The organism is Chryseobacterium sp. Mn2064 (assembly GCF_049319685.1).
GTDB lineage: Bacteria > Bacteroidota > Bacteroidia > Flavobacteriales > Weeksellaceae > Chryseobacterium.
Genome location: NZ_JBMOUE010000001.1, coordinates 1,033,800 through 1,048,385 on the forward strand (window position 1 = coordinate 1,033,800; position 14,586 = coordinate 1,048,385).

The 14,586-nt window shown below is 37.5% G+C and carries 12 protein-coding genes; 10 read left to right on the top strand and 2 right to left on the bottom strand.

The genetic code is table 11. From position 1 onward, the window contains the following. Positions 1-50 precede the first annotated feature (50 nt). The 9 genes from lat to ACL9RH_RS04525 all read left to right on the top strand — a co-directional run bounded on the left by lat (position 51) and on the right by ACL9RH_RS04525 (position 9,896). Positions 51-1,376, top strand: coding sequence for an L-lysine 6-transaminase (gene lat, locus ACL9RH_RS04485; RefSeq protein ID WP_422692141.1), 1,326 nt, complete (start codon positions 51-53; stop codon positions 1,374-1,376). 63 nt (positions 1,377-1,439) lie between these two features. After that, positions 1,440-1,667: a DUF2007 domain-containing protein gene (locus ACL9RH_RS04490; protein ID WP_422692142.1), complete on the top strand. Its 228-nt coding sequence runs from the start codon at positions 1,440-1,442 to the stop codon at positions 1,665-1,667. Positions 1,668-1,862: 195 nt separating this feature from the next. Beyond that, a complete protein-coding gene (locus ACL9RH_RS04495) occupies positions 1,863-2,375 on the top strand; it encodes a GNAT family N-acetyltransferase (protein WP_422692143.1) in 513 nt (170 codons plus the stop codon). A 116-nt stretch (positions 2,376-2,491) separates the two neighbouring features. After that, on the top strand, positions 2,492-2,947 hold the full coding sequence (locus tag ACL9RH_RS04500; protein WP_422692144.1) for a transcriptional regulator: 456 nt from the start codon (positions 2,492-2,494) through the stop codon (positions 2,945-2,947). Position 2,948: 1 nt separating this feature from the next. After that, the gene (locus ACL9RH_RS04505) at positions 2,949-4,136 is read left to right on the top strand and encodes an efflux RND transporter periplasmic adaptor subunit (protein ID WP_422692145.1); all 1,188 of its coding nucleotides are present in this window, start codon (positions 2,949-2,951) and stop codon (positions 4,134-4,136) included. Next, positions 4,136-7,282, top strand: a complete 3,147-nt coding sequence (locus ACL9RH_RS04510; RefSeq protein WP_422692146.1) for an efflux RND transporter permease subunit — start codon at positions 4,136-4,138, stop codon at positions 7,280-7,282. Before ACL9RH_RS04505 ends, ACL9RH_RS04510 begins: the two co-directional genes overlap by 1 nt. A gap of 90 nt (positions 7,283-7,372) precedes the next feature. Beyond that, on the top strand, positions 7,373-8,788 hold the full coding sequence (locus tag ACL9RH_RS04515) for an efflux transporter outer membrane subunit (protein ID WP_422692147.1): 1,416 nt from the start codon (positions 7,373-7,375) through the stop codon (positions 8,786-8,788). A 137-nt stretch (positions 8,789-8,925) separates the two neighbouring features. Then, the gene (locus ACL9RH_RS04520) at positions 8,926-9,420 is read left to right on the top strand and encodes a GNAT family N-acetyltransferase (protein WP_422692148.1); all 495 of its coding nucleotides are present in this window, start codon (positions 8,926-8,928) and stop codon (positions 9,418-9,420) included. Beyond that, positions 9,417-9,896 (top strand): MarR family winged helix-turn-helix transcriptional regulator, encoded by a 480-nt coding sequence (locus tag ACL9RH_RS04525; protein ID WP_422692149.1) that lies wholly within the window; start codon positions 9,417-9,419, stop codon positions 9,894-9,896. Before ACL9RH_RS04520 ends, ACL9RH_RS04525 begins: the two co-directional genes overlap by 4 nt. Before the next feature lie 58 nt (positions 9,897-9,954). Here ACL9RH_RS04525 and ACL9RH_RS04530 read toward each other — a convergent pair whose 3' ends face one another. Together ACL9RH_RS04530 and ACL9RH_RS04535 are read right to left on the bottom strand one after the other, a co-directional pair. Then, positions 9,955-10,761, bottom strand: coding sequence for a hypothetical protein (locus ACL9RH_RS04530; protein ID WP_422692150.1), 807 nt, complete (start codon positions 10,759-10,761; stop codon positions 9,955-9,957). A 228-nt stretch (positions 10,762-10,989) separates the two neighbouring features. Continuing rightward, the gene (locus tag ACL9RH_RS04535; RefSeq protein ID WP_422692151.1) at positions 10,990-13,599 is read right to left on the bottom strand and encodes a TonB-dependent receptor; all 2,610 of its coding nucleotides are present in this window, start codon (positions 13,597-13,599) and stop codon (positions 10,990-10,992) included. 353 nt (positions 13,600-13,952) lie between these two features. Between ACL9RH_RS04535 and ACL9RH_RS04540 the strand changes: the two genes are divergently transcribed. Further along, positions 13,953-14,537, top strand: coding sequence for a YdeI/OmpD-associated family protein (locus ACL9RH_RS04540; protein WP_422692152.1), 585 nt, complete (start codon positions 13,953-13,955; stop codon positions 14,535-14,537). Positions 14,538-14,586: the final 49 nt, after the last annotated feature.

Genomic DNA, 14,586 nt, shown 5'->3' on the forward strand with positions numbered 1-14,586 from the left:
ATTTTTTGGCGATTTAATCATTCACTTATTAAATCACACAACAATTTATTATGGAACAAACATTAGATATAAAAGCAAATAAAGTAAAAGAAACAGTTGGAAAACACGTGTTGGCAGACGGTTTCGATTTCGTGATGGATATTGAAAAATCCCACGGATCATGGCTTTATGACAAACTTACTGATAGAGAATACCTCGATATGTTCTCTATGTTCGCATCCGCTTCCATTGGCTACAACCATCCTTACCTTTTAGAAAGATCAGAATGGCTGGGCAGAATGGCAGTGAACAAACCGACTTTGGCAGACGTTTACTCAGAAGAATATGCTCAGTTTTTAGAAGTATTTGAAAGAGTAGTGATCCCTGAAGAATTACAATATGCTTTCTTTATCGAAGGCGGAACTCTGGGCGTTGAAAATGCTATGAAAGCATGCTTCGACTGGAAAACCCGCAAAAATTTTGAAAAAGGACTTCAGACAGAAGCCGGAATCTGCATTCACTTCAAACAGGCTTTCCACGGAAGAAGCGGTTATACGTTAAGCTTAACCAATACTTCAGACCCGAGAAAATACCAATATTTTCCAATGTTCGAGTGGCCAAGAATTTTGAATCCTAAACTTACATTCCCAATTACGGAAGAAAACCTTGAAGAAACAATCAAGAATGAAAACCTTGCTTTACTGCAGATTGGAGAAGCGATTCTGATGAACCCTGATAAAGTGGCTTGTATCATCATTGAACCTATTCAGGCAGAAGGTGGAGATAATCATTTCAGAGACGAATTCTTATTAGGATTAAGAAAAATTTGTGATGAGAATGAGATCTTACTAATCTTTGACGAAGTACAAACTGGAATCGCCATTACTGGAAAAATGTGGGCTTTCCAACACTTTACAGCAAAACCGGACATCATTTCTTTTGGTAAAAAAGCACAGGTATGTGGAGTTTTGGCCAACAAAGAAAAATTCGATGAAGTTCCGAACAATGTTTTCAGAGAAAGCTCAAGAATCAACTCTACTTTTGGAGGTAATTTTATTGATATGCTTCGTTTCCAATTGGTAATGGAAGTGATTGAAAAAGAAAATCTTGTAGAAAATGCAAGAGTGGTAGGAGATTATTTACTGGAAAATCTGAAAGCGTTAGCAGAGAAGTATCCGGAAAAGATCTCTAACGCCAGAGGAAGAGGCCTGATGTGCGCCATCGATCTTCCAACTGCTGCACAGAGAAATCACCTGATGAACGAACTTTTCAATGACGGATTGATCATACTTCCATGTGGAGATCAGTCTCTACGTTTCAGACCTCATCTGAATGTTACCCAAGAAGAAATAAAGTTAGCATTAGACAAGATCGAAAGCAATATTAATAAAATTTAAAACCAAAAGATTTGTAATTCTCAACAAAACATCGTATATTTAGATATTCAAACAAATTAGAATATGGAAAGAAGCACGAGAGTATCGGTTTATGAAAGTGATAACCCTTCAGAGATTCAGTTGGTTAAGTCTAAATTGGATGATGCACAAATTACAAATACCATTGAAAATAACTATCTTACGTTTACTACTACACCCACAGCCACGTCGCTGAAAGTGATGGTAGATCTGCAAGATGAGAAGAAAGCATTCGAAATTATTGATGCTTATCTTCAACAAAATGAAAATTAATAAACAATTTCATAATTTTAAATTTTACTACTTCGAACCGAAAATTAATTTTAATTAGTTTTCGGTTTTTTAATTGATTTAACCATTAAAATTTCAGTTTTCAGAATTTGCTCAGAAACTGTAATAAGAAAGTTTATCTTTTAATCATTCAATTCTTTTTGATCATTTTTTATAACATATATTTTTTAAAACAACATGGATTCAGAAATCAAACTAAGAAAAGCGGAAATTGAAGACAGAGACATTATTTGGGGAATAATCCAGCAGTCTATTGAAAGAAGAAGACAGGATGGAAGCACGCAATGGCAGAATGGGTATCCTAATTTGGACACAGTGGAAAGTGACATCGCAAAAGGATTTGCATATGTTCTTAGTGTTGATGGGGAGATCGCAGTATACGCTGCATTGATTCTTAATGACGAACCTGCTTACAGTAAAATTGAAGGGGCATGGCTAAGCGACGGAGAGTTTGTAGTAGTACACAGAGTGGCTGTAGATGAGAAATTTGCAGGAAAAGGAATGGTGAAAAAACTTTTTGACCATATTGAAGATTTTACAAGATCCAACGGAATTCAGAGCATCAAAGTAGATACCAATCATGACAATTTGGCGATGCTGAAAATTCTGGAAGGCAGAGGATATTCCTATTGTGGAGAAGTCCTTTTGAGAGACGGCATGAGAAAAGCCTTTGAAAAGATTATAATTTGAGGAAAAAGTTAAATCAATTCTCATTGAATTTTTAAAACACCCCATATTTATAATCTCTATCGTGTTTGTTCGTTTAGTTCCGAACTAATATTTACTTTTGTTCAAATTTTTATATTATGCATCAAAGTATAGAAATTGATGAGAAGATTTTTCAAGATGCCGTAAAATTCTACGGCACCGTTTTCAACTTACCCCCTTTAGCTTCAAAAATCTATTCCTACCTTCTTTTCGATTATGAGAGAGTAGGAATTACTTTTGATGAATTTGTGGAAGTGCTTTCTGCCAGCAAAAGCTCTGTTTCTACAAGTATTTCGCTATTACTCAATGCGGAACTCATTATAGACCATAACAAAATGGATGAGCGAAAACGATATTTTTTTATCAATGATGAATACAAAAAAATAAGATTTGAGAAAATAGTTCAAAAAATGCAGGACGAATTAAAACTACTAGATGATTTAGACAATTTTAAAAAAAGTAACGATGATGGATACAACGAAAGAATAGAACATTACAAAGCACTCTTAAACAAAAACATAGAAAATATTCAGGAATCTCTTAATAAACTATAAAATGAATAATAAGCTAGTTATACTTTCTATTGCGGCATTTTCACTCACTGCCTGCAAAAAAGAAGCTCCAAAACAGGATGGCGCAAAGCCATACCCTGTAGTTTCCGTGGAGTCAAAGAATATAGTGGGTTATCAGACGTTTCCGGCTACCATCCAAGGTAGAGTAAACAATGATGTACGTGCAAAAATCCAGGGATATATTACCCAGGTTTTGGTAGATGAAGGACAATATGTAACCAAAGGACAGCCTTTATTCCGTCTTGAAACCAACATTCTGAATGAAAATGCAGCAGCTTCCAAAGCAGGAATCGGTGCGGCAGAATCCAGTATTGCGGCAGCTCAGGCTTCTGTAAATGCAGCTCAGGTTGAAGTTAACAAACTAAAACCTTTGGTTCAGAAAAATATTATCAGCAATGTACAGCTTCAGACTGCACAGGCAAATCTTGCCCAGGCTCAGGCGCAGCTACAACAGGCAAACGCTGCCAAAAGACAGGCAGAAGCCAATTATAAAGGAGTAGAAGCGAATATTGAATACTCTATCATTCGTGCTCCTATTTCCGGGGTGATTGGTAAACTTCCATTAAAAGTAGGGAGCTTGGTAGGCCCGTCCGATCAGACTCCGCTTACAACTATTTCAGATACTTCTCAAATTTTTGCTTACTTCGCAATGAACGAGAAAGAGTATTTTGATTTCCTTGAAAAAGCACCGGGAGCTTCAATGCCAGAAAAGATCAAAAATCTTCCATTGGTTGAACTTCAGTTAGCGAACGGAAGTTTGTATCCTGAAAAAGGAAAAATTGAAGCCATAACAGGTCAGATAGATCCTACAACGGGTACTATTCAGTTCAGAGTTGGTTTCTCCAATGCTCAAAAACTATTAAGCAACGGTAACAGTGGTACCATCAGATTCCCTCAACATTATGAAAATGTATTGGTGGTTCCTGAAAGTGCAACGTATGAGCAACAGGGTATCGTTTACGTGTATAAAGTAGATAAAGGAGATACCGCAAGAAATGTTGTGATTAATGTTATTGACAGAATAGACAATATGGCTCTTATCAAAACAGGAGTTAATAAAGGGGAAAAGGTAATTGCAGCAGGTATCGGAGGTTTAAAACCTGGAACTGCCGTGAAGCCAAAACCCATCAAAATGGATAGTTTAGTTCAATCAATAAAACCGAAATTCTAATGATAAAAAACTTTATTAACAGACCGGTTTTATCCACCGTAATCTCAATTTTGATTGTGATTCTCGGTGTGTTGGGACTGATCTCGTTACCGGTTACACAGTATCCGGATATTGCACCGCCAACAGTGAGTGTTACCGCCAACTATACGGGAGCCAATGCGGAAACTGTAATGAAAAGTGTGGTCGTTCCTTTGGAAGAACAGATTAACGGGGTTGAAGGGATGGATTATATCACTTCATCTACCGGAAATGACGGTTCTGCTCAAATCCAGGTTTTCTTTAAACAGGGAATCGACCCGGATATTGCTGCGGTAAACGTACAGAACCGTGTAGCCAGAGCAACGCCTTTGCTTCCTTCTGAAGTAACCCGTTCCGGGGTTGTAACCCAGAAGCAGCAGACGAGCGCCTTGATGTATATGTCTTTCTATTCTGAAAACAAGGATCTTGATGATGTATACCTTCAGAACTTTTTGAATATCAATATTATTCCAAACCTTAAAAGGGTAAATGGTGTAGGGGATGCCAACGTTTTCGGAGGTAAGAACTACTCAATGAGAGTTTGGCTTGATCCTGCAAAAATGGCTGCTTACGGAGTTACTCCTACAGATGTTACCAACGCTATCAACGAGCAGAGTAGAGAAGCCGCTGCAGGTTCTATCGGACAAAACAGTGGTAGCTCTTTTGAATATATCATCAAATATGTAGGTAAATTCAACGATAAAGGGCAATATGATAATATCATCATTAAAGCGCTTCCGGATGGTCAGAACCTGATGTTGAAAGACGTTGCCAAAGTAGAACTGGCAGGTCAGTCATACACAGGAATCGGGGAGAACGGAAACAACCCTTCTATCAGTATGGGTATTTTCCAGACACCGGGTTCCAATGCTCAGGAAATTATTAAAAATATCAAAGCTTATCTGAAGTCAGCGGAAGGAACTTTCCCTAAAGGAATTAAATATACATTCAACTTCGATACCAACGAATTCCTGGATGCTTCCATAGAAAAGGTGGTACACACCCTTATTGAGGCATTTATTCTGGTATTTATTGTGGTATATATATTCCTTCAGGATTTCAGATCTACATTAATTCCGGCTATTGCAGTTCCGGTATCTATTGTGGGGGCTTTCTTCTTCCTGAATTTATTCGGATATTCATTGAACCTTTTAACCTTATTCGCTTTGGTACTGGCCATCGGTATTGTGGTGGATGACGCGATTGTAGTGGTGGAAGCCGTCCACGCCAAAATGGAACATGGTATTTCAGATGCTAAAAAAGCAACGGTAGAAGCCATGGATGAGATTACAGGGGCTATTATCTCTATTACTTTGGTAATGGCGGCAGTATTTATCCCGGTGACCTTCATTACAGGTCCTACAGGAGTATTCTACCAGCAGTTTGGTATTACTCTGATTATTGCGATTATCATTTCTGCGATTAATGCCTTGACTTTGAGTCCGGTTTTATGTTCACTATTCTTAAAACCTCACGCAGAGCACCACGAAAAGTATCAGAGCATGAACTTTCTACAGAAGTTCTTCTATAAGTTCAATATCGCTTTCAAAACAACTACCGACCGTTACGGAAGAGGATTTGTATTCCTGTTGAGACATAAATGGGTTACCCTTGTTATTTTTGCTATTACAGGAGGTATTTTATATTGGGCAAGCAGCAGCATGAAAAAAGGTTTCGTACCTACTGAGGACAGAGGGATTATCTTTACTGATGTGCAGCTTCCTCCAGGTGCTTCTATGGAAAGAACTTATAATGTTCTGAAAACACTTCAGGCCAATGCACTGAAAGTTCCGGGAGTACAGAACGTAACCATATCTACAGGTAGAGGTTTCTTATCTGGGAACGGAAGTAATAACGGTCTTGCCTTCATTAAACTAAAACCTTTTGAAGAAAGAAAAAGTGCAGGACAGAGTTCTGAAGATATCACGAAAAGACTATTCGGAATTGTAGGAGCTGTTCCTGATGCGAAAGTCGTATTCTTCCAACCGCCGAGTGTACCAGGATTTGGTAACAGTGCCGGTTTTGAAATGGTATTGCTGGATAAAGCAGGGGGAGAATATGCGGATCTGGATAACAAAACCAATGAATTCATCGGTAAGCTGATGCAGAGACCGGAGATTCAATTTGCTCAGACTTCATTTAACACAAAATATCCTCAGTATCAGATGGACATCAATGTTCCGCTGGCAAAACAGCTGGGAGTATCTGTAAGTGATATCTTGGCTACGATGCAGGGATATATAGGAGGAATTTATACTGCTGACTTTACCAAATACGGAAAGCAGTTCAGAGTAATGGTTCAGGCTCTTCCGGATAATAGAAAAACTATTGATAACCTGAATGAGCTTTATGTAAGAACAGGTTCTGGAGTAATGTCTCCGATATCACAGTTTGTAACGCTTAATAAAGCATACGGACCACAATCCGTAAGCCGTTATAACCTCTTTACTTCAGTGAAGGTAACAGGTGCTAACTCTGAAGGATACAGTTCCGGAGATGCCATTACCGCTGTACAGCAGGTGGCTAATGAAACCCTGAATCAGAATTACGCAGTAGAATTTACCGGATTAACCAGAGAAGAATTAAACTCAGGATCTCAGACGCTTTTAATTTTCGGATTAAGTTTAATCTTCGTTTACTTTATCCTTTCTGCACAGTATGAAAGTTATATTCTTCCGCTGATTGTTATTATTTCTCTTCCTCTTGGGGTAATGGGAGCTTATTTCGGACAGAAGATTATGGGCTTGGAAAACAATATTTACTTCCAGATTGCCCTGATCATGCTTGTTGGACTCTTGGCGAAAAATGCGATCCTTATTGTCGAATTTGCGGTGCAGAGAAGACATCACGGTGAAACCATTGTAATGTCGGCCATCAATGCAGCTAAAGCCAGAATAAGACCGATCCTGATGACATCATTTGCCTTTATCTTCGGTCTATTGCCGCTAGTATTGGCAAGTGGAATTGGAGCAGTAGGTAACAGATCTATTGCGACAGGTGCTGCGATAGGACTATTGATAGGAACTATTTTAGGATTATTTGTAATTCCGGTTCTTTATGTGATTTTTGAAACACTACAGGAAAAAGTTAAACCTATCAAAAAAGAAGAAATCAATTTAGCTGAATAAAAAATAATGATTCGGATCTTAGAAGTTAGGCTTAGCGATTACGTTGAAACTAACTTCTGATTTCTGGATTCTAACTTCTAATTTTAAATAATGAAGAGTTTATTAAACATCATAAAAGGAATTACTTTTTCAGTTTTCATACTCGGAGCCATCTCATCCTGTATGGCGAGAAAAGAATATGAAAGACCGAAGAATGTTGTAGACGAAAAGCTGTTCCGTACCGATATGCTTCCTTCAGACAGTACCAATATCGCGAATATTTCCTGGAAGGAGATATTTACCGATCCTATACTTCAGAAGCATATTTCCAAAGCTTTAGACAACAACCTGGATATCAGAATTGCTCTGCAAAGTATCAATTCTGCAGAAGCATATCTTAAACAAAGCAAAGCTGCTTATCAGCCTACAGTATCTATCGGCCCGAATTATACCTTCCAGACGCAGTCTATCAACACTCAGTTTGGACAGATTATCGGTTCAAGACGTTATGTGAACCAGTTTGATATTACAACAAGTATCGGTTGGGAAGCGGATCTTTGGGGGAAACTGAAAGCACAGGAAAAAGCACAGCTTGCGACTTATTTAGGAACTGTTGCAGCACATAAAGCGGTAAAAAGCAGCCTTGTATCTTCTATTGCTTCGGCTTATTATCAATTGTTGACATTTGATGCTCAAAAGAAGATCATTTCAGAAACCATTGCAGTACGTGAGAAAAACCTGGAAACAACGAAAGCTTTAAAAACTTCAGGAACCGTTACAGAAGTAGCAGTACAGCAAAGTGAAGCCCTTGTTTTCAATGCAAAATCTTTATTGATTGATATTGATACACAGATCCAACAGCTTGAAAACACCATGAGCCTTCTGATGGGAGAACCATCACAAACTATTGAAAGATCTACCTTAGAAGCTCAGAATCTTCCCATTGATTTGAAACTGGGATACCCTGCACAACTTTTAGCCAACCGTCCGGACGTAATGAAAGCAGAGTACGGCTTAATGAATGCTTTTGAGTTAACCAATTCTGCGAAAGCACAATTTTATCCGACTTTAAAACTTACCGGTAGCGGAGGAGTACAGTCTGTAGATATAGACCACCTTTTCAGCGTGAATTCCCTATTTGCGAATGTAGTAGCTGGATTGGCGCAACCGATTTTGAATAAAAGACAGATTAAGACCAATTATGACGTTAGTTTAGCTAACCAGGAAACGGCTTATTTGAACTTTAGAAAAACCGTTCTTACTGCCGGAAAAGAGGTTTCTGATGCTATCAGAGTGTACTCTGTTCAGGATTCATTTATTGAATTGAAGCAAAAAGAACTGGATGCCTACAAAAAATCAGTTGATTATTCTCAGGAATTGGTGAACTATGGTATGGCCAATTATCTTGAGGTATTGAATGCCAGCGTAAATTCATTGAATGCGGAGCTTAACATTTCTAATGCCCGCTACAATAAAATGAAAGCAGGTGTAGAGCTTTATCAGGCATTAGGAGGAGGCTGGAAATAACAGTCATCTATCATTCCTTATACAAAAACGTATGTCAGAAATGGCATACGTTTTTTATTGTAAACTATGTTAAAATTTAAATCTTATTTGGATATATGTATTTAACTACGTAGTTTTATACTTTAAAATTAATTGTTATGAAATTACAGATCCAGTCAATAGGTAATTCATTTTCAGAACAAGCAATAGCATTGATTCTGAATATTCAGCAAAACGAATTCAATATTCCGATAACCGTAGAAGACCAGCCCGATTTAATAGAAATTGAAAGCTTTTATCATGAAAAGGGAGGTAATTTCTGGGGCGCTTTTGCAGAAGGCGAATTGGTAGGTTCCATTGCTTTGGTTAAATTTGACGAAAAAGCAGGGGCCATCAGAAAGATGTTTGTGAAAAAAGAATACAGAGGAAAAGAGTTTAATATTGCACAGATTCTTCTGGAAACGTTAATAGTATTTTGTAAAGAACAGAAAATCGATGATCTCTATCTGGGTACGGTCAATGTACTGAAGGCTGCTCAACGTTTTTATGAACGTAATTATTTTATTAAAATTGAAAAAGAAAATCTTCCGGTTCTGTTCCCGCTCATGAGTGCCGATGATGTGTTTTATCATTTAAAATTTGATACCGTATGAATGTAATCAATGAAGCAGGGATTCTTGCCATATCCACAAGGCTGCACCGTCTCAGTGAGCAACTGAGGAAAGATGGAGCGCTTATCTATAAAGCATTCGGAATTGATTTTGAATTGAAATGGTTTCCGGTTATTTTCACTATTTATAAAAAAGAGATAGCTAGTGTTGTAGAAATAGCCAACGAGATCGGGTACACACATCCGTCTACCATAACGCTGCTTAAGGAACTTGAAAAACTGGAGCTGATCCAATGGGAAAAAGACAGGCAGGATGAACGAAAAAGACTTTTTAAACTCACTTCAAAAGGTCAGGAGCTCATTGATAAAATGAAACCCGTTTGGGAACTCATGGCTCAAATTTTGGGAGATATTGCAGACAATAAAAACAATCTGCTAACTGCCATTGATGAAGCAGAAGAAAAAATAGCAAACCAGTCTTTTTATCAGAGGGCTTTGCAGGTGAAGAATTCAAAATAACAGCGATTAATGCAATCTTGAACGGGGCATACTGAAAAGTATGACCCGTTTGGTATTTTTACTGAAGTTCAATTCTTGCATCGGACGCAGTCGTATAGTATTTTAAGGTATGTGAACTTGATGTATAAGGATCTGTAAAGTTGATTTCACTAAGAACAGGATTGGAAGTTCCAGGCTCATTGGTCAGACAAATTTCCTTGGTAACTGCATTATACATGGTGACGGTCTGAAAGCTACTATATAGATCGGTCACTTTTCCGTGTGGAATCCAATGAGGATCGAAACTTGGAATCGTTGAAATATCATCATAGTCATCCATGAATTTTTGTTTCAGATAACCGGACTGAACCAATTCTGATCCTGCCAATATTTCATATTTGAAGTAATGAATCTTTGAATTTTCAGCTAAGGCAGAAAAATTGATTGAAGGATAAATACTAAAATCATAAAGGATAAGAGAACTGGGACAGGGAGTGGAAAGCGAATGTTGTAAAACCATTCCACATGACTGATTATTGATGGTCTGATTGGGTCCAATATTAAATGGAGGAATGGAAACTGTCGTAAGATCAGGATAGCCATTGATGACAGTAGGGAGATTAAAGGACTTTTGCATCTTTTCCGTAATAAAGCTTACATAAGGTGTCAGTACCAAAGTATAATTTGTTTTATTGATGTAACGCATCATTAATCCATAATTATCAGTGATTCCTGCTTTGTAGGGCGATTTATAGGAAGATGTGATGGTTTTATTTACATCCGAATTCCTGTCGTTTATCAATTGATCCTGCTTTTCCAATTCTCTTTCACTGCTGCAAGATAAGAGCATGAAACATCCTGAAAAAAATAAAATTGCTTTTTTCATAATATAATATTTTGTTGATTAGTAATTACTAATATAATGATTTTAATTTTAACGAATTATTTTCGCTTTAATTAGTGTTTTGATATTAAAAAATACTATATATTGTTTATTTTTATTCTTTTTGTATTTTTTCTTACAATAGAGATTGTAAATCTTTCAGGTCTTATAAATAAACAAACCCGCCAAATCCTGGCGGGTTTATTGAATTCGTTATGTAAACGTATTGTATTAGAATCTCAACGTAGCTGCAACAGACCAGGTTCTTCCGAAACCTAAGAATCCTGTATTGCCATCAGCGACACCCTGGTAAACTCTACCAGCATCCTGATATGTTTTTCCGGCATCCGGTCCGCTGGTAATTTTATCACCTGCGAAAATGTTTGTGCTTAATTCAGAAATATAATATTTGTTGAATACGTTGTATACATTCGCTCTTAGTGTTAGAGATTTCTTTGTATCAATCGTGAATTTGTAAGAAGCCCCCACATCAAATAAATGATAGCTTGGTAACTTTACAATTCCTTTTTCTCTTGCTGCTTCCGTAAGGAAATTGATTGGGTTGAACTGTGCATATAGCTTGTCATAATATTCCCAGTTAGCATCAATACTGAAAGCCTTGGTAATATTATAGTCTGCACCAATGCTTGCCGTGGTTTGTGCAGCATCACCAACTTTTAAATCTTTAATGTTGATGGCTCCTGTTGCCCCTGCAATTTCCTGATTGCTTTGAACATCCAGGATGTTGAAGTTGGCATTGCCTTTATACTTCCAGTTTCCTAGAGATACCATTCCTCTAAGTTTAAGATTGGTAAAAGGTCTTGCTTTTGCTTCCAATTCAATTCCCTGGTGTAATTGTCCTACATTCAGAGCGTTATAAAAATAAGCATTTCCAAGGGTTAACTGTGAGAATTTTGCAACATCTGAAGCTGTAGCATTAAATGTTCTTGAAATAAATCGGTCATCCCACTGCGTTCTGTATGCATTGATATTCACGTCTACATATCGGGATTTGAAACCATATCCCAGTTCCACAGAGAAAATTCTCTCGTTCTTTGCATCGTTGTAGATGTTTTGGTTAGATGGGAATAAGGCATTGAATAAAGGTTGTCTTGAAATAACCCCTGTATTGAAGAATACATTATGATGCTCGTCTATGTTGTAGTTAGCACCTCCTTTTACGATATATCCTGTTTTGTGGTACCATTTTGTTTCTTGGTTTCCAGGAGTATACAGCATATAATCTCTTCTCTTGTAATATTGCTCAGAAACGGATCCCTGAACAGAAGCACTCAGCTTTTCAGAACTGTATTCTACCATTCCATAGATCCCTGCCCATTTTACCAAACCTTCATTATAGATAGATACTTTTTGTGCATCTTTAAGCTTAGTAAGAGGCTCTGGCTTTACAGTTTGATTAATATAGTATCCTTTCGGTGCATTGGCTGTATTAGGAACAAATAATGCATCTGATCCCAACATATCAGTTACAATATCATACAATGCTCCTTTATAAGTTTTAAGATCAAGACCTCCGTTAAAAGTCCAGTTGTTCTTTTTGTAATTAAGGTCAGCAATTACTCCGTACCAGTCGTGAGCATTAATACTTTGCTTTCTTACAATTCCGTTGGAACCGTTTAGAGTAGCTACATATTGTCCGTTGTAATCACCAGGAGAACCTGCAGGAGCTGTAAAGGTTGGTTTTTGGAAGGTATTTCCATTATAATCAGTTACCATACCGCCTCTGTTATAACGGTAGATCATATCCCAGTTGATTGTACCATCTCCACCTGCACCATAATTCATGAAATTCATGGTTTGTCCGCTGGCATTTTTAATGGAACCGTTAAGTCCGGTACCACCACCACCACGTCCCCATGAACCATAAAGAACCGTAGATAATTTCAGGTTATCGTTCATATTCCAGTCCCAGTTTAATGAAGCGATAGGTTTGTGATAGAAGTTAGGGGCTAAGTTGAATTGAGAACCGTTCAGCATTCCTGTTTGTGGATTGTATCTTCTTCCGTACGTTTCAAACTGCTGAAGTGTTGCTACATTGGCTCCGGTTGCAGAAGATCTTCTTGTATCGTGTACCTGTGGCGCTCCGGTAGCAATGAAGTTGAAGGCATGCTTTTCATTAGGCTTAAATCCTGTTGAGAAAAACCAAGAATATCCTTCTCCTTTTGTTCCGTTGATGTAACCATCACCTTGCCAACGGGAAAGCAATACTGTTGTTCCCCATTTGTTTTTTAACCCAGAAGAATACATCGCTGAGATTCTGGAGTAGTTGTCGTTACCCACTTCTCCCTTAATCATTGCTTTTTGCTCAGCATCGGTAGCTTTCGTCACGATGTTGATGGTTCCTCCTACAGATGGAACAACAAATTTTGAAGCTCCCAAACCTCTCTGAATCTGAATTGTGCTTGCAATATCCGCCAATCCAGTCCAGTTTGACCAATAAACGGTACCTCCCTGCATGTCATTAACAGGCTGTCCGTTGATAATAACGGCAATATTGGCTCCGTCAAAACCTCTCATATTGATTCTGCTGTCTCCAAACCCTCCACCTACTTTGGTAACGTAAACGGATGGGGTAGACTTCATAATTTCAGGAAATTCTCTATTTCCTAATTTTTCCTGAATTTCTGCCGCTTTAATGGTGGAAACTGCAACAGGAGTTTTTCTTTCTTTGGCCGTTTGGGAAAGGTTTCTACCTACCAACATCACCTCATCAATAGATTTTGACTTTTCTAATGAATCTTTCGTACTCTGACCATAATACAAGGCCGCAGTAGGTAATACAAGCGCTATAATAAGTCGCTTTTTAAAAATAATGCTCATGAAATAAACTAGCGTGTTTGATTTTAAGGCTGCAAAGATGATTATTTATTTTTAAATTGAGTATTAAATCTTCAGGATGTGATTTTATTCATAGTCTAGATCATCTACTGTTACTCGTATTTCTGACCGTATTAATTATTTCAGATCTTTAGTTTATAATTTGTTAATGAAGAAGAAATTGTATTGTTTTTAACATAATGAATTGGTTCAAAGAAGAATAAAAGACTGAGAATTTGAATGCATTATCTTTTTATTGTAATTTCACTGTATTGAAAAGTCTGTCTTAATTGTTTACTGACAAACTGTTGTCAATGATATTTTCGAACTTTACAGAAACAATAAATATATAAGGTATGGGAACTGCTCCGGAAAGATTAACTGTTTATGTGAATACAAAAGCTGAATGGAGGGAATGGCTGGAGAAAAATCATCAGTCAGAGCAGTCCATATGGCTTGTCTGTAATACTAAAAAATCAAATCTTCCGATAATTTACTGGACGGAACTGGTAGATGAGGCTCTTTGCTTTGGCTGGATTGACAGTACAAGGAAAACAATTGATGAAAACTCTTTTATGCAGTTGTTCAGCAGACGGAAACCTAACAGCACCTGGTCGAAAATCAACAAAGAAAAAGTTGTAAAACTGATAGAAAATAACCTGATGACAAAGGCTGGCTTAGAAACCATACGGATTGCTCAGGAAAATGGATCCTGGAATATTTTGGATAGTGTGGAAGATCTTCAGATTCCCGATGACCTGAATGAAGCATTTAAAATAAATGTCGATGCCCATGAGTATTTCGAAAGTTTAAGCAAATCGGTAAAAAAAATGCTGCTACAATGGATCATTATGGCAAAGAGAGCAGAAACCAGACAAAAACGGATTGATGAAATAGTGATGCACGCTGCTCAGAAAAAAAGACCTAAGCAATTTCAGTAAGAGGAATCATAAATATTATATTTAATTCTGAAGTCACTTTTCAGATGTT